This window comes from Burkholderia sp. BCC1977, assembly GCF_905339595.1.
Classification (GTDB): domain Bacteria; phylum Pseudomonadota; class Gammaproteobacteria; order Burkholderiales; family Burkholderiaceae; genus Burkholderia.
The window spans coordinates 66,903-91,578 of the sequence record NZ_CAJPGQ010000019.1 but is presented as its reverse complement, the minus strand read 5'-3'; the positions used below and the strand labels follow the sequence as shown (position 1 = coordinate 91,578).

Annotated in this window: 15 protein-coding genes and 2 pseudogenes; 7 read left to right on the top strand and 10 right to left on the bottom strand. The window is 69.2% G+C overall.

The window, feature by feature from the left end; translation table 11 throughout:
• Positions 1-414: 414 nt before the first annotated feature.
• The 10 genes and pseudogenes from U5771_RS17670 to U5771_RS17620 all read right to left on the bottom strand — a co-directional run bounded on the left by U5771_RS17670 (position 415) and on the right by U5771_RS17620 (position 6,546).
• Positions 415-2,187 carry a glycoside hydrolase family 15 protein gene (locus U5771_RS17670; RefSeq protein WP_322025164.1) on the bottom strand — a complete coding sequence of 591 codons (1,773 nt, stop codon included), beginning with the start codon at positions 2,185-2,187 and terminating at the stop codon, positions 415-417.
• Between the two features lie 4 nt (positions 2,188-2,191).
• Entirely contained in the window at positions 2,192-2,377 is a 186-nt protein-coding gene (locus U5771_RS17665) for a hypothetical protein (RefSeq protein ID WP_322025163.1), read from the bottom strand.
• Positions 2,378-2,615: 238 nt separating this feature from the next.
• Positions 2,616-2,921 (bottom strand): DUF1488 domain-containing protein, encoded by a 306-nt coding sequence (locus tag U5771_RS17660; protein ID WP_322025162.1) that lies wholly within the window; start codon positions 2,919-2,921, stop codon positions 2,616-2,618.
• 85 nt (positions 2,922-3,006) lie between these two features.
• Positions 3,007-3,230 (bottom strand): annotated as a pseudogene (locus U5771_RS35610) (DJ-1/PfpI family protein); the annotation flags it as partial.
• A 411-nt stretch (positions 3,231-3,641) separates the two neighbouring features.
• Positions 3,642-4,028: a DUF3022 domain-containing protein gene (locus U5771_RS17645; RefSeq protein ID WP_322025159.1), complete on the bottom strand. Its 387-nt coding sequence runs from the start codon at positions 4,026-4,028 to the stop codon at positions 3,642-3,644.
• Positions 4,025-4,186: a DUF1328 domain-containing protein gene (locus U5771_RS17640; protein WP_322025158.1), complete on the bottom strand. Its 162-nt coding sequence runs from the start codon at positions 4,184-4,186 to the stop codon at positions 4,025-4,027. Before U5771_RS17640 ends, U5771_RS17645 begins: the two co-directional genes overlap by 4 nt.
• A 46-nt stretch (positions 4,187-4,232) precedes the next feature.
• Positions 4,233-4,421: a DUF3008 family protein gene (locus tag U5771_RS17635; protein ID WP_322025157.1), complete on the bottom strand. Its 189-nt coding sequence runs from the start codon at positions 4,419-4,421 to the stop codon at positions 4,233-4,235.
• A 118-nt stretch (positions 4,422-4,539) separates the two neighbouring features.
• A pseudogene (locus U5771_RS17630) lies at positions 4,540-4,872 on the bottom strand (RNA polymerase factor sigma-54); the annotation flags it as partial.
• 163 nt (positions 4,873-5,035) lie between these two features.
• Positions 5,036-5,317, bottom strand: coding sequence for a DUF892 family protein (locus U5771_RS17625; RefSeq protein ID WP_322025198.1), 282 nt, complete (start codon positions 5,315-5,317; stop codon positions 5,036-5,038).
• Positions 5,318-5,574: 257 nt separating this feature from the next.
• Positions 5,575-6,546, bottom strand: a complete 972-nt coding sequence (locus tag U5771_RS17620) for a BON domain-containing protein (RefSeq protein WP_322025156.1) — start codon at positions 6,544-6,546, stop codon at positions 5,575-5,577.
• Between the two features lie 319 nt (positions 6,547-6,865).
• Here U5771_RS17620 and U5771_RS17615 point away from each other — a divergent pair, with 319 nt between their 5' ends.
• From U5771_RS17615 to treY, 7 genes are read left to right on the top strand one after another with little or no spacing between them, the layout of a single operon-like run.
• Positions 6,866-10,369 (top strand): alpha-1,4-glucan--maltose-1-phosphate maltosyltransferase, encoded by a 3,504-nt coding sequence (locus U5771_RS17615; protein WP_322025155.1) that lies wholly within the window; start codon positions 6,866-6,868, stop codon positions 10,367-10,369.
• Positions 10,366-13,692 carry a maltose alpha-D-glucosyltransferase gene (gene treS, locus U5771_RS17610; protein ID WP_322025154.1) on the top strand — a complete coding sequence of 1,109 codons (3,327 nt, stop codon included), beginning with the start codon at positions 10,366-10,368 and terminating at the stop codon, positions 13,690-13,692. The genes U5771_RS17615 and treS overlap by 4 nt, the downstream gene beginning before the upstream one ends.
• Entirely contained in the window at positions 13,670-15,910 is a 2,241-nt protein-coding gene (gene glgB, locus U5771_RS17605) for a 1,4-alpha-glucan branching protein GlgB (protein ID WP_415859411.1), read from the top strand. The genes treS and glgB overlap by 23 nt, the downstream gene beginning before the upstream one ends.
• Before the next feature lie 4 nt (positions 15,911-15,914).
• Positions 15,915-18,131, top strand: coding sequence for a glycogen debranching protein GlgX (gene glgX / locus U5771_RS17600; RefSeq protein WP_322025152.1), 2,217 nt, complete (start codon positions 15,915-15,917; stop codon positions 18,129-18,131).
• Entirely contained in the window at positions 18,128-19,918 is a 1,791-nt protein-coding gene (gene treZ, locus U5771_RS17595) for a malto-oligosyltrehalose trehalohydrolase (RefSeq protein ID WP_322025151.1), read from the top strand. The genes glgX and treZ overlap by 4 nt, the downstream gene beginning before the upstream one ends.
• Entirely contained in the window at positions 19,897-21,990 is a 2,094-nt protein-coding gene (gene malQ / locus U5771_RS17590) for a 4-alpha-glucanotransferase (RefSeq protein WP_322025197.1), read from the top strand. Before treZ ends, malQ begins: the two co-directional genes overlap by 22 nt.
• Positions 21,987-24,632, top strand: a complete 2,646-nt coding sequence (gene treY, locus U5771_RS17585) for a malto-oligosyltrehalose synthase (protein ID WP_322025150.1) — start codon at positions 21,987-21,989, stop codon at positions 24,630-24,632. The genes malQ and treY overlap by 4 nt, the downstream gene beginning before the upstream one ends.
• The last annotated feature ends 44 nt before the right edge of the window (positions 24,633-24,676 follow it).

The window sequence follows — 24,676 nt, the reverse complement described above, 5'->3', positions numbered from 1 at the left end:
TCGCACGCGGCACGACAGCCGCTCGTATGGCGGGTGCCTTTGAGGGTCAATGCCGAGACACTGCGGCGAGCGACGCCTGACGCCGAGCACGCTCGACTGGAATGCGACCCATGTGAACAGCGGTGGCTTCGCTCGTCCGGACGGAAATGACACGCGGTTGAAAAATCGTCCGCGGTTCCGGGGCGCAGCCGTGCTCTGAAGCCGTTCTTCCGCCCCGACCGTCAGGATCAAGGCGGATGATCGACCTGCGCCATATCGATCGCGCTGGTGGCGCGGCGCCATGTGCGCGACCTAATCGCGCTCGGCGAAACCGCGTGGCAGGTGCTGCCGGCCGTGCTGCCGCGCAACGGCGAACGCGGCGGCAAGGGCGACGCGTAACGTCCGCGAATGCTGGCCGCGCGGGACGTCGCGGCGCTAGCCGATGTCGTCCTGCCCGCCGCCCTGCAGCGCGAGCGCCGCGTTCACGAGCCCGACCTGCGCGAGCGTGAACGGGAAGTTCCCGCACATGCGTCGCGCCTTCACGTCGTATTCCTCGGACAGCAGCCCGACGTCGTTGCGCAGGCCGAGCAGCCTCGCGAACAACGCATGTGCGTCGTCATCGCGGCCCTGCATCCGGTAGACCTGCGCGAGCCAGAACCCGGCCGCGACGAACGCGCCCTCGTCGCCTTCGCATCCGTCCTCGAAACGCGGCGGGCGATAGCGGAACGGCAAGCCGTCGTCGACGAGTTCGCGTTCGATCGCGGCGACCGTCGCGACGACACGCGGATCGCGCGCGTCGAGCATCCCCGTCAACGGAATCAGCAGCAGGCTGATGTCGAGGCCGTCGCCGTCGAACCGATCGACGAAGCGGCCGAGCTGCGCGTGGTAGCCGTGCTCGAGCACGGCCGCATGGACCGTGTCGGCCCAGCGCCGCCACACGTCGAGCGGCGCGTGGTGGCCGAACGCGCGCGCGGAGCGGTACGCGCTTTCGACGGCGGCCCACACCATCACCTTCGACGACGTGAACGGGTGCCGGCCGCTGCGCACCTCCCAGATCCCTTCGTCCGGCTCGCGCCAGATCGTCGCGAGATGTTCGATCAGCCGCCGTTCGAGCATCCACACGTCGTCGTCGGGCGGCAGCCCGTGCCGGCGCGCCTGGTACAGCGCGGCCAGCACCTCGCCGTACACGTCGAGCTGCTGCTGTTCCGTCGCCGCGTTGCCGAATCGCACCGGCCGCGCACCCTCGTAGCCGGACAGGTGAGCGGCCTCCCATTCGTCCGCACGCCGGCCGCCATCGGCCGTATACAGCACCTGCAGTTGCGACGGATGATCGGCGATCGCGCGCACGAGCCAGTCGCGCCAGCGCGCGGCCTCGTCGCGATAGCCGCAGCGCACGAGCGCGCGCAGCGTGAAGCTCGCGTCGCGCAGCCAGCAGAACCGGTAATCCCAGTTGCGCGAGCCGCCGAGGCACTCCGGCAGCGAACTCGTCGGCGCCGCGACGATCCCACCCGTACGCTGGCTCGACAGCAGCTTCACAGTGATCAGCGCGCGCTCGATCGCGTCGCGATACGGGCCCCCCTCCGCATTGCACGTGGACCACGCGCGCCAGAATGCCTGCGTGTCGCGCAGCGATGCGCACGCATCGGGGACCGACGGCGGCCGGTCGTACGAGCGCGCGTAACTGATGCAGAAGTCGACGCGCTCGCCCGCCGCGATGCGCTGCGTGCCGACGAGCCGGTCGCCCTTCACGTCGAGCCGCGCGTCGGTGTCGAGCCACATCGCGTCGCCGCCCGTCATCATCCGCCAGCGCCGGTCGAAGCAGCGGCACCACGGCAGCGCGCGGCCATAGTCGAAACGCACCCCGAGATCGATATCCAGCGCGACCGTCCCGCGCACACCGCGCACGCTGCGGATCAGGCACGGATCGGGCGCGGCCCAGCTCATCCAGTCGATCACGACGATGCAGCCCGACGACGTGTCGAACGTCGTTTCGAGAATCGCCGTGCCGGGCAGGTAGCGGCGTGTCGCGCGGGCCGCACGGTCGCGCGGCGACAGCCGGAACCGCCCGTTCTCCGGCGTGCCGACGAGCGCGGCGAAGCACGGCGGTGAATCGAAATCCGGCCAGCACAGCCAGTCGATGCTGCCGTCGCGCGCGACGAGCGCGGCGCTGCGGCCGTCGCCGATGAGTGCGTAATCCTCGATCCGCATCGCGTCACCGGTTCCATTTGCGCGCGGCGGCAAACCTTGTCGCGAGCACCGCGACAGCCGCGCCGAGCGCGAGCGAGCATGACGCACCGCGCCCGGCCTCCGCGACATTGCGGCGCGCGTCGTCGCCGAACGCGTGGGCGGGCGCGCGGCCGACGCCGGTGTGCGCACCCGTGATCGTGAAGGTCCTCACGTTCGGTTCCTCCCTTTTTGAGCATGGCCGACACGCTGCCGCCGTTGCATGCAAGCGGTGCGGCGTCGACCCCGTGGCAAGCGGCGTGCCGCGCCGCAGCCGCTCGATTCCGGTACATGCGCCGTCGGCGTGTCGCGCGATGCCGCACCCTGCGACGCCCGCGAAGCACCGCCCTGTTTTCAACGGCATGCAATGCCAGATGCGCGCCGGGAAAACGCGTCGGAGGATCGCGATCGGGTCAGGACCGCCGCGGGCGGGCGGCCGCCGCGCGGAAATAGCCACTGTGCAGCACCATGTCGCTGCCGCCGTCGGCCAGCACGTCCACGCACGCGGTTTCGATCCGCGCGCGGCCGCGCTCGAATGCATCGAGCAGATCGGCCTCCAGCGCGGACTGCGCGCCGAAATGATCTTCCAGCGCCTCGACCGTGATCGCAAAGGTCTGCGGCGTGCCATCGACGTCGACGACGAAGCGCAGCTGCAGCGCCGCGCCGTCGAATGCGGGCGGCGCGTCGGTCAGCGTCACGCGGCGGGAATCGGCCGGCATCGGCTTACGCGCCGCGCGCCGCGAGACGATCGACGAGCGCGCCGTTGAACGCGGGCGGATCGACGGGCGCGCGGCGCGTGATCGGGTTGCCCTCGCGCGCTTCGGCGAACGTGCGGTCGACCTTCACGCGCGCGCCCTTGCGCCCTTGTCGACGTGCCGGAATTCCTGGATCTCGTCACGCTCCCGAGAAATCACGTCGACCTGCGCGCCTTCGGCCGCAAGCGTGCGCCGCGGTTCGACGCGTTCGGCTTCCTCGAAGCCGTCGACCGCGAGGATGGCGACCTTGCAATGCTCCAGCCTGCTGCTCATGAATGCCTCCGTCGGTGTGGCGGCACATCTCATGCCGTACCGGTCGCGTAGCAAGCGGCGTGCCGGCCGTGCATGCCGATCGCGGCGTCCGCCGGAGAGCGACTCATGCACGTTCGCATCGGCACGCGCACGCTGCCGCCCGTGCGCCACCTCGGGTTCCGGTGTCGCATCGAAACGGCGTTTGCGGCGATACGGATCGAGCTTGCCGGTCATCGCGTCACCCTCCGTCGCGCAACGTCATGCGGCGTGCTTCCGGCGCGCGGCGGTCTTCTTCGCCGCCTGCGTGCCGATGGCGCCGCGCCTTGCGACCGCGCGCTTTGCGGGGCGCTCGCGGCGCCCTTCGCGGACGCCTTCGCAGCCGGCTTGCGCCGCGCCCCCTTCGTTCGAGCTGACGCGAGGCCGGCTTCGGCGTCAGGGTGCGCGCAGCGCGGCATCGAACTCGGCGTGTGTCACGTCGAGCGCCACGTTGCATTCGATCGCGGCATCCTCGACGCGCGGTTTGCGCTCGTCCACCGCGCGCCGCGCACGATCGCACAACTGCGTGCGCACGCGCAGCCGGTCGGCCGCATCGAGCGATGCGTAGCGCTCGACGACGTCCGGATCGAACCGCAGGTCGACCGCGCAACGCCATTCGCGCGCGTCCTCGTCGGACGGCACGCGCACCCACGACACCTGGATCGTCAGCCGCCCGGATGCATCGTCCGCATGCACGACGACGGTCGACTGCGACGGAAAGCCGTTCGCGAGCGCGTGTTCGAGTTCGGTCACGCGCTGTGCCCGGTCGGTCTTGATGCTCATCGGCGCACGACGCCCAGCAGCAGCGTGACCAGGAAGATCACGACGAAGATGTAGAACAGGATCTTCGCGATCTCGACCGCACCGGCCGCGATGCCGCCGAAGCCGAACACGGCCGCGACGATCGCGATGATGAAGAAGATGATGGCGTATCGAAGCATGGAACCCTCCTGGATGACAGCCGTCGTCACCAAACGTCGTCGCCGGTCACGCATCGTGCTTGTGTTTCGGTTTGCCGTGAATCGGCGTGGACGCCATTTTCTCGAGCGCCTTCTCGCTCATCGATTCAGCCATCGACCTCGCCGGCGGTTTGAGGTCCGTCATTTTCGTTTTACCGCGCTTGGCCGACAGTGCGGCCCCTGCGGCACGCTGCTGGGCCTGGGATTTTGCTGGCATGGTTGCGCTCCTGTCATGGGTGCGCGGGCCGGCACGCTGCGCGGCCCGCGCGCGGTTGGCACGCCGGGCACGCCGTCACGCGCCGTCGCGACGTCGCAGGTCGGCCGCCGGAGTCTTCATCGCCCGGCGACAGGCCGTCTGCATTGTCGACCTGGCGGCTCGTGCCGCGGCGCACGGCGGCCGTCAGGGACACTTCGCCGTCCGGCGGGCGTAAGTCGTCGCGTTCCGCCCGCGCTTGCGCGGGGGCGGCCGCTTCGGCAGTCTGCCTGGGTGCATCGACAGCGGCTTCCTCTTCGCCGCGGCCGTCGTCGAGAAACGGATTCGCGTCGAGTGCCTGCCGCAGTTCCTGCTGGAATTCGAGCGAAGACAACTGCAGCAGGCAAAGCGACTGCTGACGCCTCGGCGTGAGTGCCGGATGCAGTCGCATCGGTAGCGCAAGCGAGACGGGCATCGAAAGCCTCCTGACGGTTGGTATTTCGTCTACGGGATTCACGCAGCTTTCGTGCCAATCCGTCCGCGCAATGTGTGACACGGGTTTCGCTGGTTTGTACCCCGGTGCGGGACATGCCGGGGCCGCTTTTTTACAAGCGGGCGGCAACTTTGAGGCACGGATTTCACTCGCCGGCAAGCGCGCCCGGCCGCGCCGTCACCGCTGCGCATCGATATGGTCGACTGTCGAACGATCGAGAAATGCCGCAGTCAGTTCCGACAGTTGACGCAGCAGCCATGCCGCCAAGTCGCAGTGCCTGCTGCAGGATTCGCTCGCGGCACGCGCGCATCTCGTCTTCGCCAACCGCGTGTGCCGCCGTGACGAGCACGGCGTACGCGGCGATCTCGACCTGCTCGACCGCATGACCGGCCAGCGCACCCTTCACCGCGTCGCCGGTCGCCGACATCCTGCTCGCGACCCGTCGGTTCGCGGTGCAGCGTGGCGAACGCGTACGGAAAGCGCGTGTCCAGCGCGGGCCGCCCAACGACACTTCGCGTGGCCGGCGCACCGGATCGAAACCGCGCCACTCGCCGTCCTGCCGGTCGCCTTCGGTGCGCGCGACCGACTTCGCGCCGGTCGCGCGCAGCACGTCTTTCGCGGTCGCCGCGGTATCGGGCGTCACACCCGTGGCGGTCGCGGTCGCGTCGTTTCGTGCACGACCGGTCATTGGTTGGGTTTGCGCTCGCGATCACGACCGGCGGTGCCGGGCTCGGGATCGGGATCGGGCACGTCTGGCCGCGTCGGCGTGACGGTCCGCTGGTCGGGGCGCAGCACCACGCCCGTATCGTGCTCGCCACTGCGATGGACACGCACGCGGTTCTCGACGTCCCGCACGCACATGCAACTGTCGGCCAGATCCTCGATGTCGTGCTTCATCCAGCGCGCCGGCACCGTGCCGTCGAGTTCGACGCGACCGTCGTGCACCTCTACGGTCACGTCGCTCACGTCGATGTCGAGCGCACACGCGAGCCGTTCGCAGACATCCTCGCGGATTCGCTCGTCCGAGCGCGTATAGCCTTTCGGCCCGCGACGACGACGCTGCACGTCGCGTTCGGCATCGTCGCCGAAACCCGGCAGACCGGTGGCGTTGCCGCCGTAGCGCACGTTGCCGCGTGGGTCGCCCGTGTCGCATTCGCCGCCGTACCAGCCCATCCGGTCATGGCCGCGGAACGCCGGGCGATCGTCGCCGTACGGGCCCTCCCGGTTGCCGCGATCCTGCGCATGGCGGCCGGGTTCGTCGTAGCCGCGTTCGGCTGCCCGCGTCGGCTCGCGCGCGGTTCCCGGCCAGCCCGCGTCGGCCCTGCCGCGCCGCTGGCCGACCGGCCGCGCGGCGCGTTCACTCCATTCGCTGCCCCAGTCTTGCGGCCCCACGTTCTCGCTCGTGAACCGAGGGCAAGCCGGGTCATCGTCTTCTTCCGGCCACGGTGCAGGGTCGTCCGGCATGCCGTGCTCGCCGGCGTCCCGGTATGCGCGGTCGGTGCGCTCCCGCCACTCGGGCGGACCGCCGCGTTGGCCATGCCTTCCAGGATATCGTCGTTGCATGGTGTCCCTCCTTGCTCGCGCGTGTGCCACCCCCGGCCCTATGCCGTGCGCGGCACACAGTGGACGGATCGATCGCAAATCGCGTGCCGACATCGGCGCCGGCGCCCGTCACATTCCGCGCGTCACATTCGGTTGGCGACATCGATCTGCCGCCAGACGCGCCGATCAAGCGCCCTGCCCAGGCACAGTTGGCCAGCGGCCCTGACCGGGCGCCCAATCTGCAACGCGATTGCAGTTTTTGCGTACCGGGGCCACGAGGCGCCGCCGGCGCCCGATTCGTCCGCGTCCTGCGCGTTTTCCTGACGGCGAAACGGGCTGCGCATGTCAAGCGCGCCGCGCGTGACCGTCAACCGACGCCACAACGATGCCGGCGACGCTTGCTCGCCGCTTGGTTCGAACGTGATCGCGTTGCATGACACCTCCCGTACTGAATGGACACACCCTGCAATCGTCGTGCCACGGCACCGGACGAAGCGACCGCACGGCGCTCCGATCGGGAACGCAGCCGACGGAGATTGCCGCCGAATTCGGCCCGAACCAGGCCGGCATTGTCGGTGCGCTGCGTACCGACGATGACGGCATGGGCCAGCGGCATGGAGATTGCGCACCGCTCGACAATCGATGGCGCCTTCCCAGGAGATCCTCGCCGATGACGCGACCGCCGAGCACGACCAGCGCTGCCCCTCGCATCTACTGCCTGCCGCTGACGTTCGCGTTGGATCGCGAGGCATGGCTGCGGTGCGTTGGCCGCGCCGCCAGGATGGGCTTCTCGCGCATCCTGACAACGCTCGCCGCATGCGATGCGACCGCACGCGAGCGCGCCGAGCAGCTCGCCGCTTACGCCGACGCCGCACGAGCCAACGGCCTGGCACTCGATCTGGTGGTCGAGCTTCAGACGCCCCGCCCCGCGCCGTCGTTCGCTGTCGACGGCGCTTACGCAGCCGATTTCGTCCCCGCCCCCCACCGCGCGCTTCCGGTCGAAGCATCGCCGCCCGCGGCACCGGCCGCGTCGCATGAGGACGAGCTGGCCGAGCGCTTGATCGCCCTGGCCGGGTTCGGTATCGGCGGCTTCTGCCTGCGGGGCATCGACGCAGTGCCGATCTCGACATGGTCGAACTGCCTGGCACGTGTGCGCGACACGCGGCCGGGCACGGCGTTTTTTGCATGGACGCCCGGCTTGCCGCGCGCGCGCATGATCGACGCCGCCAATGCCTGCTTCGACGGCGTGTTCCTGTCGTCGTGCTGGTGGGACTTGCGTGCCGCATGGCTGCTCGACGAGCATGCGGACCTGGCAACGAGCCCGTGCCGCATCGCGTTGGCCGACGATCCTTTCGGCGCGCGCGCGCTCGACGCCACGCCACCCCGGCACCGGATGCTGGCTTGCCAGCGCGCACTCGCCGTCGCCTTCGAGCTCGGTGACGGCGTCCTCGTGCCGGCCGGAATGGAATTCGCGTGGTCCGATTCGGTCTGGCGAGCCATTCGCACGCCCGCCGACCTGAACGCCGCCTGGCAGGCCGCCGGGCTCGGCTTCGCCGACGCCATCGCACGCGGGAACGCTTGCTTGGCGCGCCGGTCCGCCGCCATGGCGGGCCTGGACGGCGGAGTCGAGTTGCAGCGGCTGGCTGGCCCGTCCGCGCCGATCGCGGTGTTCGCGCGCGTCCCCCGCGACCGTCGGCGCCGCGAACTGCTGCGGCTCGTCGCCGCCAACGTCAGCCTGTCGGACACCGCGTCGATCGACGCGGCCGGCTGGTCGTGGCACGACTGCACGCAGGTGCAGGCGCTGGACGACGACGACACGCCGGTCGGCGCCCCGAAACCGCTCGACACCCTGCGGCTGGCGCCCGGCGAGGTGCGCGCGTGGCGCGCCACGCGCCCGGCGCCGGTGGCCAGCCGTGCCGCGCGCGCGCAAGGCGACGGCCATGCCGCAGGCAAGGCCGTGCGGATCGCAGAGGACGCGGTGCACGCACCGCGCCTCTTCATCGATGCCATCACGCCCGCCGTGGACAATGGCCGTTTTGCGGTCAAGTGCGTTGCCGGTGAGGCGGTCCGCGTCGAGGCCGACATCGTCATCGACGGGCACGACGTACCTTCCGCCGTGCTGCTCTGGCGACCGGCCGATGCAGCCGACTGGCGCGAAATCGACATGGTGCCGCTCGGCAACGACCGCTGGACGGCCGAATTCCGGCCGGACCGGATCGGCCGCCATGAATTCACGATCGAGGCGTGGCGCGATCCGTACGTCAACTGGTGCCGCGAAGTCCGCAAGAAGTTTGACGCCGGACAGGACATCGCGCTCGAACTGCGCGAAGGCGCGCTGATCCTTGCCGACATCGCGCGACACGCCGCCACCGCCCGCGCGCGCTTGGCGCTCGAACGGGCGAGCCGCGTCGACGGTTCGCTCGATGCCGGCCACACACTCTCTGCGCTGACAGCCCCGACGCTGGCCGATGCCGTGGCAGCCGCCCGCTTCCGCCCGTTCGTCTTGCGCCACTTACCGCCACAGGCCGTCGACGTCGAGCCTGCGCTGGCCGGATTCGCGAGCTGGTACGAACTGTTCCCGCGTTCGCAAGGCAACGATCCGTCCCGTCACGGCACCTTCGATGACGTGATTGCGCGCCTGCCTGCGATCCGCGCAATGGGGTTCGATGTGCTCTACTTTCCGCCGGTCCATCCGATCGGCACGAAGCATCGCAAGGGTCGCAACAACAGCAAGTGCGCCACCCCCGACGACCCCGGCAGCCCGTATGCGATCGGCTCCGACGACGGCGGCCACGACGCGCTTCACCCGGCGCTGGGCACGTTCGACGATTTCCGGCGCCTGAACGAGGCTGCGCACGCACATGGCCTGGCGCTCGCACTCGACTTCGCGGTGCAATGCTCGCCCGATCACCCGTGGCTCACATCCCATCCGGGCTGGTTCGACTGGCGTCCCGACGGCACGCTGCGCTATGCGGAAAACCCGCCGAAGAAGTACGAGGACATCGTCAACGTCGATTTCTACACGCACGACGCCATGCCGGGCCTGTGGCTTGCCTTGCGCGACATCGTGCTGTTCTGGATCGGGCATGGCGTCACGCTGTTTCGCGTCGACAACCCGCACACCAAGCCGCTGCCGTTCTGGGAATGGCTGATCGCGACGGTGCGCGCCGATCATCCCGAGGCGGTCTTCCTGAGCGAAGCGTTCACGCGGCCGAAGATGATGTACCGGCTCGCCAAGATCGGCTTCTCGCAGTCGTACACCTACTTCACCTGGCGCCATTCGAAACAGGAATTCATCGACTATCTGAGCGAGCTGACCCGGCCCGATATTGCTGCGTACTTCCGGCCGCATTTTTTCGTCAACACGCCCGACATCAATCCGGTGTTCCTGCAGACGAGCGGCCGCCCCGGCTTTCTGATTCGTGCCGCGCTCGCAGCGTTGCTCTCGGGGCTATGGGGTGTCTACAACGGTTTCGAATTGTGCGAATCAGCGGCACTGGCCGGCCGCGAGGAATATCTCGATTCGGAAAAGTACCAGCTCCGCGCGTGGAACTGGCAACGGCCCGGCAACATCACGAAGGAGATCGCGCAACTGAACCGTATCCGGCGCGCCCATCCGGCATTGCACACGCATCGCGGGTTGACCTTCTACAACGCGTTCGACCCGCACGTCCTGTACTTCGCCAAGGCCACGCCGCGTCGCGACGACGTCGTGCTTGCGGCGATCAATCTCGACCCGTTCGCCGCGCACGAAGCGGACTTCGAGGTGCCGCTGTGGGAGTGGGGCCTGCCCGACGATGCCACGCTGGCCGCGGAAGACCTGCTCGACGGCACGCGCTTTACCTTCCGCGGCAAGCGCCAGCATGTACGGCTTGCGCCTGACGCTCCGTATGCGATCTGGGCCGTGCGCCCGCTTGACGGCGAGGCTTCGCCATGAAACGAGAACCGTACTTCGAACGCCTCACCGGCGATCCACTCTGGTACAAGGACGCGGTGATCTATCAGTTGCATGTCAAGTCATTCTTCGACACCAACAACGACGGCATCGGCGATTTCGCCGGGGTGCTGGCCAAGCTCGACTACATCGCCGAGCTTGGCGTCGACGCGATCTGGCTGCTGCCGTTCTACCCATCGCCGCGACGCGACGACGGCTACGACATCTCCGCGTATCGCGACGTGCACACCGACTACGGCACGCTCGCCGACATCAAGCGGCTGATCGCGGCTGCGCACGCGCGTGGCATCCGCGTCATCACCGAGCTGGTCATCAACCATACTTCGGACGAGCATCCGTGGTTCCAGCGAGCACGCCGCGCGAAGCCCGGTTCGTCGCATCGCAACTACTACGTCTGGTCCGACACCGGTCGCGAATACGCCGGCACGCGCGTGATCTTCGTCGATACCGAGGTCTCGAACTGGTCCTACGACGAGGTCGCCGGCGCGTATTTCTGGCATCGCTTCTACTCGCACCAACCCGACCTCAACTTCGACAACCCCCAGGTCGTCAAGGAAGTACTCGCCGTGATGCATTTCTGGCTCGACCTCGGCGTCGACGGACTGCGCCTCGACGCCGTACCTTACCTGGTCGTGCGCGAAGGCACGTCGAACGAGAACTTGCCCGAAACGCACGAGATACTGCGCCGCATCCGCGCCGATCTGGACGCGCGATACCGGAACCGCATGTTGCTCGCCGAGGCCAATCAGTGGCCGGAGGACGTGCAGCAGTATTTCGGCAGCGGCGACGAGTGCCACATGGCGTTCCATTTTCCGCTGATGCCGCGCATGTACATGGCGATCGCGCGCGAGGACCGTTTCCCGATCACCGACATCCTGTGGCAGACGCCGCAGATCCCGTCGACGTGCCAATGGGCAATCTTCCTGCGCAATCATGACGAGCTGACGCTCGAGATGGTGACCGACAGCGAGCGCGACTATCTCTGGGAGGTGTACGCGAGCGACCGTCGCGCGCGGCTCAATCTCGGCATCCGGCGCCGCCTGGCGCCGCTGCTCGAGCGCGACCGGCGCCGCATCGAACTGATGAACAGCCTGCTGTTGTCGATGCCCGGCACGCCCGTGATCTATTACGGGGACGAAATCGGCATGGGCGACAACATTCACCTCGGTGACCGCGACGGCGTGCGGACCCCGATGCAATGGTCGTTCGACCGCAATGGCGGGTTCTCGCGCGCCGATCCGGAGCAACTGACCTTGCCGGCGATCCAGGGGGCGCTGTACGGCTACGAATCGATCAATGTCGAAACCCAGTCGCGCGATCCGCACTCGCTGCTGAACTGGACGCGGCGCATGATCGCCACGCGGCGCAACCACCACGCATTCGGGCGTGGCGCGATCGAGTTCCTGCAGCCGGTCAACCGCAAGGTGCTCGCGTACCTGCGCGAATACGAGAGCGACCCGCCGCTGCTGTGCGTGGCCAATCTGTCGCGCGCGTCGCAGGCGGTCGAGCTTGATCTTTCGCGCTTTGCGAGACGCACGCCGGTGGAACTGCTCGGCGGCTCGGCATTTCCGTCGATCGGCCAGCTGACCTACCTGCTGACGCTGCCGCCGTATGGCTTCTACTGGTTCGAGCTCAGCGACGATACGCAGGCGCCACGATGGAACGCCGAGCCCGCCGAGCAACTGCCGGAGTTCATCACCTTGGTCTGGCGTGCCGGCGAACCCGTGCTCAGCGCCGCACACCGCCAGGCGCTCGAGCAGAAGGCGCTGCCGCAGTACCTTCCGAAGCGGCGCTGGTTCGCCGCCAAGAACGGCAAGCTGCATCGCACCCGCCTCGAATGCATCACGGCGCTCGAAGGCACGCCGGCGCCGACCTTCCTGTGCGAGGTGGAAAGCGACGTCGAGACGGATGGGAAAACCGCCACGGAGCGCTATCTGCTGCCGCTCGCGGTCGCGTGGGATCGACCGGGCCTGCCGCCGCTGCCGGGCCAGCTCGCGCTGGCACGTATCCGATGCGGGCCGCAGGTCGGCTTCCTGACCGACGCGTTCGCCGTCGCGCCATTCGCGCGCGCGCTGTGCGACGCGATGCGCAGGCAGGCGCGCCTGCCCGTCGGCGGCCATGCCGACGACGGCGTGATCGAATGCGACGCTTCGGCCGCGCTCGTCGCCGACATGTATGGCGCGGACGCCGAGATCAACTGGATCGCGGCGGAGCAGACGAACAGCACGCTGGCGATCGGCCACGCGCTGGCGCTCAAGCTCGTGCGCCGCGTCGTCGCGGGCGCCCACCCCGAGGCGGAGATGGGGCGTTACCTGAGCGGGCACGGCTTCGCCAACGCGCCGGCGTGGCTCGGCGAAGTGCGCCGCCGCGATGCCGCCGGCGTGCCGCACACCCTCGCCATTCTGCAGGCCTTCGTCGAGAACCAGGGCAACGCGTGGGATTGGGCGCTCGAGACGCTGACGCGCCTGACCGAGGAACTGTCGCACGAAACCGACATGACCGACGCATCGGACGACGAGACCGCCGAGTACACGCGCTTTGCCGGCGTGGTCGGGCGGCGCCTCGGCGAACTGCACGGCGTGCTCGCCCAGCCGAGCGGGCAGCCGGACTTCGCGCCGCGGCGGGCAACGCCGGAGGACTGCGAGCGCTGGGCCGCCCGGGTCCGGGCCCAGGTCGACGAGGCGCTCGATCTGCTCGCGCTCGACCGGCAATGGAACGACCCGGCGACGGCGCAACTGGCCCGGCGGCTCGTCGATCAGCGCGCACAGCTGTTGGCGCTGGCCGAGCGGCTGTGCCGGGATGGCATCGGCACGTCGTGCCAGCGCATCCACGGCGATTTCCATCTCGGCCAGGTGCTGGTGGTGCAAGGCGACGCTTACCTGATCGATTTCGAGGGTGAGCCGGTGCGCTCGCTCGCCGAGCGGCGCGAAAAGGCCAGCCCGCTGCGTGACGTGGCCGGCCTGTTGCGCTCGCTCGACTATGTCGGCTATGCCGTCACGCATACCGGCGAGCAGATGCCGCAGCCGCTGCTGGCGCGCCGCGACGCATTCCTGCGCGATGCGATGGATCGCGCCGCCACGGCGTTCCTCGACGCATACCGAGCCACCGTCTGCACGGCGCCGCCCGACCTGGCCGAATGCGCGGGCCGCGCGGCCCTGCTGGATGCGTTCCTGCTCGAAAAGGCCGCCTACGAAATCGTCTACGAATTCCGGAATCGTCCGGCGTGGGTGCCGGTTCCGCTGTACGGGATGGCCGAGCTCGCCAAGCGGCTGCTTGCCAGGCATGGGGAGACGCCACGTGGCTGAGGACCGCTCCGATCCGCTCGCCGGCCTCTGCGAGGCGAGCCTGCAAGCCCTGCTCAACGGGCGGCATGCCGATCCGTTCGCCGTGCTCGGGCCGCATCGCGTCGACGGCCGCTGGCTCGTGCGCGCATTTCTGCCCGGCGCGCACGCGGCTTCGCTCGACCTCGACGACGACATCCGCGTGCCGATGGTGCATGCGCATCCCGACGGCCTGTTCGTCGGCACCCTGCCGGACAGCGGCCAGGCCGTCGCGCCTGCGTACCGGCTGCGCGTGCGCTGGCCGGCCGCCGAGCAGGTTGTCGAGGACCCGTACGGCTTCGGCCTGCTGCTCGGCGACTTCGACCTGCACCTGCTCGCGGAAGGCCGGCATCTCGAGCTCGGCAACTGCCTCGGCGCGCAGCCGATGACGATCGACGGCACGCCGGGCGTGCGTTTCGCCGTGTGGGCGCCGAACGCGCGACGCGTATCGGTGGTGGGCGACTTCAACAGCTGGGACGGCCGGCGTCATCCGATGCGCCTGCGCCATCGCGCCGGCGTCTGGGAACTGTTCGTGCCGCGCCTGGGCGTCGGCGAGCGCTATCAGTACGAGTTGATCGGCCCGCGCGGCGATCTGCTCCACCTGAAGGCCGACCCCGTCGCGCGCGCCGCGGAGCTGCCACCGGCAACCGCCTCGCGCGTGGCCGACCCCGCGCCGTTCCCGTGGAGCGACCACGCGTGGCTCGCGACGCGCGCGCAGCGCCAGGCCGCAAACGCCCCGCTGTCGATCTACGAGGTCCACGCCGGTTCGTGGCTGCGCGATCCGGGCGACGGCGCGCGCAGCCTGCATTGGGACGAACTGGCCGACCGGCTGATTCCGTACGTCGCCGACATGGGGTTCACGCACATCGAATTCCTGCCGGTCTCCGAGCATCCGTTCACCGGTTCGTGGGGCTACCAGCCGCTCGGCATGTTCGCGCCGACGGCACGCCTGGGCGAGCCGGCTGCTTTCGCCCATTTCGTCGACCGCTGCCACGGCGCCGGCATCGGCGTGATTCTCGACTGGGTGCCGGCGCATTTCCCGACCGATCCGCACGGCCTGATGCAGTTCGACGGCACCGCGCTCTACGAGCACGCCGATCCGCGCGAAGGTTTTCATCAGGACTGGCAGACGCTGATTTACAACCTCGGCCGCAACGAAGTCGCGAATTTTCTGCTCGCCAGCGCGCTCGAATGGCTGACGCGCTACCACGTCGACGGCCTGCGCGTGGACGCCGTCGCGTCACTGCTGTACCGCGACTACAGCCGCGCAGCGGACGCGTGGGTACCCAACATCCACGGCGGCCGCGAAAACCTCGAAGCCGTCGAGTTCCTGCGGCGTTTCAATACGGTCGTCGCCGAACGGTGTCCGGGCGCGGCGACCTTCGCCGAGGAGTCGACCGCATGGCCCGACGTGAGCGCGCCGGTTGCCGCCGGCGGGCTCGGTTTCAGCTACAAATGGAATATGGGCTGGATGCACGACACGCTTCAGTACATGTCGCGTGACCCGATCTACCGGCGCTATCACCATGACGAAATGACCTTCGGCCTCATTTACGCGTTTTCCGAGCGCTTCGTACTACCGCTGTCGCATGACGAGGTTGTCCACGGCAAGCGCTCGCTGCTCGGCCGGATGCCCGGTGACCGCTGGCAGCGCTTTGCCGGCCTGCGCGCCTATCTGGGCTTCATGTGGGCGCATCCGGGCAAGAAGCTGCTGTTCATGGGCGGCGAGTTCGGCCAGGACAGCGAGTGGAATCACGATGCGTCGCCGGCCTGGCACCTGCTCGACGATGCGGATCACCAGGGCGTGCAACGTTTCGTGCGCGACCTGAACCGCTGCTATCGCGGCATCGCCGCGCTCCATGCGCGCGACGCCGAGGCAGATGGCTTCGCCTGGGCCGTCGGCGACGACCGCGACAACAGCGTGTACGTGTTCCTGCGCCGCAGCGGCGCGGCCGATGCGAGCGGCCAGGTACTGGTCGCGCTCAACCTGACGCCGGTGCCGCGCTTCGACTACCGCGTCGGCGTGCCGCGGCCAGGCCACTGGCGCGAAATCCTCAACAGCGACGCGACATGCTACGGCGGCAGCGGCATCGGCAATCAGGGCGGCGTGACGGCCATGCCGGAACCGAGCCATGGCCTGCCCGCGTCACTGAGCCTGACGGTGCCGCCGCTCGGCTGCGTGTTTCTCCTCCTGGAGGCGTGAGCCGATGGTGCGCTTTGCCGACTACCTCCTGCCCGGTGTGGCGGCGCCGCTCGGCGCGCGCTGGGATGGTCTCGGCGTGAATTTCGCGGTCTTCTCGGCAAACGCGTCGCGCATCGACCTGTGCGTCTTCGACGTGGGTGGCGGCAAGGAACTGGCGCGCATGGCCCTGCCTGAATGCACCGACGAGATCTGGCACGGCTACCTGCCCGGCGCGGGCCCCGGCCTCGCCTACGGCTATCGCGCCTACGGCCCCTACGACGTCGCGCACGGTCACCGCTTCAACCCGGCCAAGCTGCTGCTCGATCCCTACGCGAGGCAACTGACGAACAGGCTGCGGTGGTCCGATGCGCTGTTCGGCTACCGTCTCGCCTCGCATCGCGCCGATCTCTCGTTCGACCGGCGTGACAGCGCGCCCGCGATGCCGAAGGCGGTGGTGGTCGACGATAGCGTCCACTGGGACGACCCCGACCGGCCGCGCATCCCGTGGGGCGACACGGTCATCCTCGAAGCGCACCTGCGCGGGCTGACGAAGCAACTCGACACGCTGCGCGGGCCGTCGCGGGGCACCTTCGAAGCGCTCGCGTCGCCGTGGGTGATCGAACATCTGCAACGCCTGGGCGTCACCGCGATCGAACTGCTGCCCGTGCATGCGTTCATGCAGGACCGTTTCCTGCTTGCGCGCGGCCTGCGCAACTACTGGGGCTACAACACGATGGCCTTCTTCGCGCCCGAGCCGGCGTACCTGGCCAGCGGCAGGCTCGATGAAATGCGCCACGCCGTGCGCAGCCTCCATGCCGCCGGCATCGAGGTCATCTTCGACGTCGTGTACAACCACACCTGCGAAGGCAACGAACTCGGGCCGACCGTCTCGTGGCGCGGTCTCGACAATGCCAGCTATTACCGCCTGGTACCTGGCGACGAGCGCCGTTTCATCAACGATACGGGCTGCGGCAACACGCTCAACCTGTCGCATCCGCGCGTACTGCAGATGGTGATGGATTCGATGCGCTACTGGGTCGAAGCGCTCCACCTCGACGGTTTCCGCTTCGATCTCGGCGTCACGCTCGGTCGCGAGAGCAAGGGCTACGACCCGGGCGCGGGTTTTTTCGACGCGATCCTGCAGGATCCCGTGCTGTCGCGCCTCAAGCTGATTTCCGAACCGTGGGATGTCGGGCCGGGCGGCTATCAGCTCGGCAACCATCCGCCCGGCTTCGCCGAATGGAACGGACGCTTCCGTGACACGGTACGGCGCTTCTGGCGTGGCGACAGGGCGATGCGGCCCGAGCTCGCGGCCCGCCTGCTCGGGTCGGCCGACGTGTTCGACCGCCGCCATCGCAAGCCGTGGGCCTCGATCAATTTCGTCACCGCGCACGACGGTTTCACGCTGGCGGACCTGGTCGCTTATGAGCACAAGCACAACGAAGCAAACGGCGAGAACAACCTCGACGGCACACCGGACAACTTCAGCGCGAACTGGGGTGTCGAGGGCCCGACGCATGACCCGGCCATTCGCGCGCTGCGCGCCCGTGTGATGCGCTCGCTGCTGCTGACCAACGTGCTGGCAAGCGGCACGCCGATGCTGTTGTCCGGAGACGAATTCGGTCGCACGCAGGCGGGCAACAACAATGCGTACTGCCAGGACAATCCGCTGTCGTGGCTCGACTGGAACCAGGCCGCGTCGCCCGACGGCGCGGCGCTGACGGCGTTCGTGGCACGCGCGACGGCGCTGCGGCGCGCCATGCCGCTGTTGCGTGTCAAGCAATTCGAGCACGATACCCGGGATGTCGCGCCGGACCTCAAGGGCACCGCCTGGTTCGACGAGCGCGGCGTCGAACTGACGCCCGACGACTGGCACAACCCCGAGGGTCGCGCGCTCGTGATGCGGCGCGCGGCGCGCAACGCGCACGGCGATATCGAGCTGGCGTTGTGGCTGATGAACGGCGCCGGCACGTCGCTGTCGTTCACGCTGCCCGCCCCCGGCGCGCACTGGCGCCTGGAAATCTCCGCGGCCAGACCCGAGACGCCGCCGCATGCGATCCATACGCCGGCCATCGAGATCGCTGCGCATAGCCTGGCGATCGTGACCGGCTGCATCCGAAAGGACGCGCGCCCGCCGGAGGCCGCGCGTGCCACGCCGCCGGGAGATCAGGCGCAAGCGTCGGCGACGCCTTCCGGCGACGTCGCGCCGCCGCCCGCGTCCGACAGCGGGGAAACCGCATGACGACCGGCACCTGTCACCATCCCCTGTCGTTCGGCGCCGCCCTGCAGCCCGACGGGACCACGCGCTTTCGCCTGTGGGCGCCGAGCCACGCGGCCGTGGTGCTCGCCGTCGACGGCCAGGCCCGCGTGCCGATGAAACCGCTCGCCGACGGCTGGCACGAGGCCGTGCTTGCCTGCGCCGCCGGCACGCGGTACCGCTACGTGCTCGCCGATGGGACGGCGCTGCCCGACCCGGCGTCGCGCGCCCAGGATGGCGGCCCGCACGACGCGAGCATCGTCTTCGACGCCGGGAAATTCCGCTGGTGCCACGCCACCTGGCGAGGCCGGCCCTGGCACGAGACGGTTCTGTACGAACTGCACGCCGGCGCGTTGGGCGGATACGCGGGTGTCGCCGCACAACTGCCGCGGCTCGCCGAGCTTGGCGTCACGGCGATCGAGCTGATGCCGGTCGCAACCTTCGGCGGCATGCGCAACTGGGGTTACGACGGTGTGCTGCCGTTCGCGCCGTCAGCCGCCTACGGTTCGCCCGACGCGCTCAAGTCGCTGATCGACGACGCGCACGGTCTGGGCCTGATGGTGTTTCTCGATGTCGTCTACAACCATTTCGGCCCGGATGGCAACGTCATGGGCCGCCTGGCTGCCCCGTTCTTCGACGCATCGCGACACACGCCATGGGGCGACGCGATCGATTTCAGCCAACCGGCCGTCCGCGCATTCTTCATCGAGAACGCGTTGTACTGGCTGTTCGAATACCGCTTCGACGGGCTGCGGCTCGATGCCGTCCATGCGATCGGCGACACGTCGTTTCTCGTCGAACTGGCCCGCCGGGTTCGCGCGGAGACGGCGCTGCGCGAGCCGGACCGGCACATCCACCTCGTGCTCGAAAACGAGGACAACCGGGCGAGCCTGCTTGCACACGATTTCACCGCGCAATGGAACGACGATGCGCACAATGCGATCCATGTGCTGCTGACGGGCGAGCACGACGGCTACTACGGCGATTTCGCCAAGGACCCGACCGCGCGACTGGCGCGTTGCCTCGCCGACGGGTTCGCCTATCAGGGAGAGTGGGTCCCGCGCCTCGCGCGCCAGCGCGGTGAACCGAGCGCGTGGCTGCCGTCGACCGGGTTCGTGATGTTCCTGCAGAATCACGACCAGGTCGGCAACCGTGCTCACGGCGAACGGCTGACGACACTGTGCGACGCACCGGCGCTGCGCGCGGCTGTCGCGCTGCTCCTGCTCTCGCCGCAGATCCCGTTGCTGTTCATGGGCGACGAATGGGGCTGCACGCAGCCGTTCCTCTACTTCACCGACTACCACGACGCACTGGCCGACGCGGTGCGCGAAGGCCGGCGCACCGAGTTCGCGCACCAGCGCGCCTTTGCCGACCCCGCTGCGCGAGCGGCGATTCCCGACCCGAACGATATCGCCACGTTCACCCGTTCGTGCCCCGCGCCGGACGACGCGAACAAGCCGGGGCACGCCGCATGGCTGGCCTGGTATCGGACCTTGCTGGCGATGCGACGAAAGCTGCTCGTGCCGCGCCTGCCCGGCACCCGCGCGCTCGGCGCCGAGGCGATCGGCAATGGCGCCGTGCGGGCACGCTGGCGCATGAACGACGGCGCCGCGCTGACCCTGTGCGCGAACCTGCGCGGGCAAGCCGTCGGCTGCACCGCGATCCCGGCGGGCACGGTGCTGTGCAGCACCCCCGCCGACGCTGCAAAGCGCCTCGCGGCCGGCGTGCTGGCGCCGGCCAGTTGCGTGGCATGGCTGGAGGCGCCGGAATGAACGCCGCGCCCGACGCCCTTGCGAATCTGGCCCGGCGGGCCGGCATCGCGATCGACTGGCAGGACGCCGCCGGCCATGCACGCCGGGTCGAGGCCGATACGTTGCGCGCCATTCTGTCGGCGTTCGGGCTGCCGTGCATGACGTCCCTGCAATGCGACGAAAGTGCGGCGCGGCTGCGTGAGACGGAACGCGTCGTCAACGCGCCGCCGTTGCTGATCGCGCGTTGCGGCGAGCCGGTGCCGCTGCCTTGGCTCGGCGGGCGGGGCCGCTTGCCCTATCGGCTCCAATGGGAAGACGGCGACACGCACGACGGCCACGTCGCCGCAGGCAGTGGTGGCGACGTGCCGCGGCTGCCGCCGCTGACCCGGCCCGGGTATCACAGCCTCGAAATTGGCGGCGGCTCCCTGACGATTGCCGTCGCGCCCCCCCGGTGTCATGAACTGCCGGATCGTGCGCGCCAATGGGGCCTGACGGTGCAGCTCTATGGCCTGCGGCGCGAGCATGACGGCGGACTCGGCGACTTCGGCGCGCTGGTCGAGCTGGCGCGAGCGGCCGCGCCGCTCGGGGCGCAAGCGCTCGCAGTGAGCCCGATCCATGCGATGTTCGCGGCGCGCCCCGCTCAGTACAGCCCCTACTCGCCGTCGAACCGGGTCTGGTACAACGTGGCGCACGTCGATCCGGCCATGTGTTGCGGCACGCCTGCCGTACGTGAAGCGGTGGCGTCCCTCGCCCTGTCGAGCGGTTTCGCCCGACGGGAATCGCGGCAACTCGTCGCGTGGGCGCCGGCGGTGCGCGCTCGCCTGCGGGTCTTGCGGTATCTGTTCGCGCGGCGCGACCAGTGGCTGAGCCGGGCGCAAGGCGCGTCGCTGAATGCGTTCCGCGACGCGGGCGGCGCATCGCTCGAGCATCATGCCCGCTTCGAGATGCTGCATGCCCGCCTGCGCCGCGAGCATGGCGATGACTGGCGCCGCTGGCCGGTCGACGTGCGCGCGCCCGAGTCGCCGCAAGTCGAACGCTCGGCACGTGAACATCGCGACGAGGTCGCGTTTCACGTGTTCCTGCAGTGGCTCGCGCGGGAGGGCCTCGCGACGGCTCAGCATGCCGCGCGCGACGCAGGCATGACGATCGGTCTGCTGGCCGATCTCGCGATCGGCGTCGACCCGGCCGGCAGCGAGTGCTGGCGCCACTCCGCCGACATGCTGAGCGGCGTGGCACTCGGTTCCCCGCCCGACCCGTTCAATCCGCTCGGGCAGTCGTGGGGCTTGTCGACATTCGCGCCATGGGCACTGCGGCAGCGAGGCTACCGCACGTTTATCGACATGTTGCGGGCCGCCCTCGCCCATGCGGGCGGCGTGCGCATCGATCATGTGCTCGGGCTCGCGCGCCTGTGGATCGTACCCGACGGCATGCCGGCCGCCCACGGCGCTTACCTGCACTACCCGCTCGAGGACATGCTCGCGCTGGTCGCGCTCGAATCGTGGCGCCATCGCGCCATCGTGCTCGGCGAGGATCTCGGCACGGTACCGCCGGACCTGCGCGCGCACTTGTCCGCGGCCGGCTTGCTCGGCCTCGACGTACTCTGGTTCGCTCGCAACGGCGACGACTTCACGTCGCCCGAACGGTGGCGCGCGGATGCCGTCGCGACAACCAGCACGCATGACCTGCCGACTGTTGCCGGCTGGTGGCACGGCCGCGATATCGCGTGGCGCAAGCGCGTCGGGCCCGGCGAGCTCGCACCGGACGCGCGGCGACAGCGACGCACGTCGCGCATCGCGCTGTGGCGCGCGCTGTGCGACGCCGGGCTGGCGCACGGCGGGTCGGCGACACCGCCGCGCGAGCCGCCGCTGGTTGAAATCGCCGCATTCGTGGGCCGCACGCCAGGGCCGCTCGCGCTGTTGCCGCTCGAGGACGCGATCGGCCAGCGCGAGCCGGTCAACCTTCCCGGGGTGGTGACGGGACACCCGAACTGGCGTCGGCGGCTGCCGGCCGCGGCGCCGCGCTTGCTCGCCGACGCCTGCGTCATCGCTCGGCTGAAGGCGCTCGCACAGGCGCGCGACGAGGCGGAGCGATGACGCGGCCGACAGCGACACTCCGGCTCCAGTTTCACCGCGGCTACCCGTTCAGTGCCGCGGAGGATTCGATCGGGTATTTTGCGGCACTGGGGATCAGCCACATCTATGCGTCGCCGATCTTCGCGGCACAGCCCGGCTCCAGCCATGGCTACGACGTCGTCGATCCGAACCTCGTCAATCCCGAACTCGGCGGCGAGGCCGCCTTGCGGCGCCTTGTCGCGCGGCTGCACGACAATGGCATGGGCCTGATCGTCGACTTCGTGCCGAACCATATGGGCATCGGCGCCGGGAACCGCTGGTGGCGCGACGTGCTGACCCATGGCCGGGCGAGCCGCTACGCATCGTTTTTCGATATCGACTGGGCGAGCCGTGCGATCGATGCGCGCGGCAAGGTGCTGTTGCCGGTGCTCGCCGAGCCGCTTGCCGACGCGCTCGCGCGTAACCGGCTGCAACTGGCGCGCGGAACCGACGGGAAGCTCGAAGTCGACTATGCCGGGCAGCGGTTCCCGTTGTCGCCGGCAACGCGCGATGCGGCATTGTCGGTGCACTCTGCCGACGACTGGCATGCCCTGCTCGAACGCCAGCATTACCGGCTCGCGTGGTGGCCGCTCGGGCGCGATGCACTCAACTGGCGGCGATTCTTCGACATCACCACGCTCGCGGCCATCCGGGTCGACGATCCGGCCGTATTCGACGCGACCCATGCGCTGCTGTTACGCCTGTTCGGCGACGGACTGATCGACGGCGTACGCATCGATCACGTCGACGGCCTGGCCGATCCGGGCGCATATTGCCGACGGCTGGCCCGTGCGCTGCGGCGCGCGGGCCATCGCCAACCCTATGTCATCGTCGAGAAGATTCTCATGCCCGGCGAGACGCTCGACCCTGCCTGGGGTACGGACGGCACGACGGGATACGATTTCATGAACGACGTCGCGGCGGTACTTCATGACGACTCGAGCGCACAAGCGCTCGCCGAGATCTGGCGGGAACACAGCGGCGACGCACGCAGCCTCGCGGCGCATGTCGTCGCTGCCCGCGCGCAACTGCTCGACGAGACGTTCGGCAGCGAAATCGCACGGCTGATGAGCGTACTCGACGATATCGCAAGCCGCGAACCGTCCGTGTGCGACGTCAGCCCGGCCGCCGTCGAGCGGTGCGTGCGCGCATTGGCGCGTCACTTTCCCGTCTACCGCGCCTATCCTGCTGCCGGCCCGCGCGGCGCGATCGACGAGGCCGTATTCGCGGCGGCGCTGCAACGCGCACTGACCGAATTGCATCCGCTGGACCGGCCGGTGCTCGCCCAGCTCGACCGCTGGCTCGGCGCCGAGGCGCCGAGGCGGCGCCGGCGCCGGCGTGACGCGCAGATCCGCTTTGCCCAGGTCACCGCGCCGCTCGCGGCGAAATCGGTCGAAGACACGGTCGGCTATCGGTGGGCCCGCGCGCTGTCGCGCAACGACGTCGGCGCCGACCTCGCGACGCTCGGCATGTCCGTTGCCGCCTTCCACGCCGCCAACGCGGCGCGGGGCGCCACCTTCCCGCGTACGCTGCTGACGACTGCCACCCACGATCACAAGCGCGGCGAGGACGTGCGTGCGCGTCTGGCCGTGTTGAGCGAAGTTCCCGAGCGCTATGCGGCGATCGTATCGACATGGCGCGACGACAATGCGCCGTATCGGGCGACGCTGGACACCGGCTTCGCGCCCTCGCCGGCCGACGAGTCGATGCTCTATCAGACACTGATCGGTGCGTGGCCCGCCGCATGGCTCGCCGAACTTGCCGGCGGCACCGCGGCGCCTGTCGGGATCGACGCATTTTGTGAACGCATCGCGGCCTGGCAACTGAAGGCGATCAGGGAAGCCAAGCTGCGCACCTCGTGGCTCGCACCCGACGATGCCTATGAAACGGGCTGCCGCCGCTTTCTCGATGCGATCCTGCACGCCCCTTCGTTCGTCGCGGAGCTCGATGCATTCGTGCGCGGCATTGCTGCGGCAGGTGCGCTCAACGGCCTTGTGCAGACTTTCCTGCGCATGACCTCGCCGGGCGTACCCGACCTTTACCAGGGATGCGAATTCTGGGATGAAAGCCTCGTCGATCCGGACAACCGTCGGCCGGTCGACTTCGCGGCGCGACAGGACGCGCTCGAGCGGATGAGCGATTCGTCGCGGTTTGCCGACCTCGACGAGCGGCTCGCGAATTGGCATGACGGCCGAATCAAGCTGCGCCTGATTCACGACACGCTGGCGATTCGACACGCTCACGCCCGATGTTTCGAAGATGGCTCGTATGTGCCGCTGCCGGTTACCGGCGTCGCGACTCACCATGCAATCGCCTTTGCTCGTTGCGCCGGCGACCGCAAGAGCGGTGCCGTCGTCGCCGTGGCAAGCCGGCTGGCCGCACGTTGGCTCACGGGACGCGCGGTGCCTCGCATTCCACCGCACGATTGGCGCGACACTGCGATCCTCCTGTCGCCCGCCGCGCCATCGGTGTCGAGCGCCATCGCGTCGCAGGCAACGCCAGGCAGGCCCGTCGCATGGCGCGATGCGCTGACTTCATCCATCCATGCGCCATCCGACGGCATGCTCCGGTTGCGCGACGTGTTGCGCACGCTGCCGGTCGCGCTGTTGGTGCCGGCCGGCTGACATGACGCCCCGTGTCGATCCTTGCCGCTCGTTTTGAACATTGC

Bases quoted from the DNA above. Each gene is read 5' to 3' on its own strand.
- U5771_RS17625 (WP_322025198.1), bottom strand. From the start codon at position 5,317: ATGTCGGCGACCGGCGACGCGGTGAAGGGTGCGCTGGCCGGTCATGCG.
- treS (WP_322025154.1), top strand. From the start codon at position 10,366: ATGAAACGAGAACCGTACTTCGAACGCCTCACCGGCGATCCACTCTGG.
- U5771_RS17670 (WP_322025164.1), bottom strand. From the start codon at position 2,187: ATGCGGATCGAGGATTACGCACTCATCGGCGACGGCCGCAGCGCCGCG.
- glgB (WP_415859411.1), top strand. From the start codon at position 13,670: ATGGGGAGACGCCACGTGGCTGAGGACCGCTCCGATCCGCTCGCCGGC.
- U5771_RS17615 (WP_322025155.1), top strand. From the start codon at position 6,866: ATGACACCTCCCGTACTGAATGGACACACCCTGCAATCGTCGTGCCAC.
- malQ (WP_322025197.1), top strand. From the start codon at position 19,897: ATGGCTGGAGGCGCCGGAATGAACGCCGCGCCCGACGCCCTTGCGAAT.
- treY (WP_322025150.1), top strand. From the start codon at position 21,987: ATGACGCGGCCGACAGCGACACTCCGGCTCCAGTTTCACCGCGGCTAC.
- U5771_RS17620 (WP_322025156.1), bottom strand. From the start codon at position 6,546: ATGTCGGCACGCGATTTGCGATCGATCCGTCCACTGTGTGCCGCGCAC.
- treZ (WP_322025151.1), top strand. From the start codon at position 18,128: ATGACGACCGGCACCTGTCACCATCCCCTGTCGTTCGGCGCCGCCCTG.
- U5771_RS17640 (WP_322025158.1), bottom strand. From the start codon at position 4,186: ATGCTTCGATACGCCATCATCTTCTTCATCATCGCGATCGTCGCGGCC.
- U5771_RS17645 (WP_322025159.1), bottom strand. From the start codon at position 4,028: ATGAGCATCAAGACCGACCGGGCACAGCGCGTGACCGAACTCGAACAC.
- U5771_RS17660 (WP_322025162.1), bottom strand. From the start codon at position 2,921: ATGCCGGCCGATTCCCGCCGCGTGACGCTGACCGACGCGCCGCCCGCA.
- glgX (WP_322025152.1), top strand. From the start codon at position 15,915: ATGGTGCGCTTTGCCGACTACCTCCTGCCCGGTGTGGCGGCGCCGCTC.
- U5771_RS17635 (WP_322025157.1), bottom strand. From the start codon at position 4,421: ATGCCAGCAAAATCCCAGGCCCAGCAGCGTGCCGCAGGGGCCGCACTG.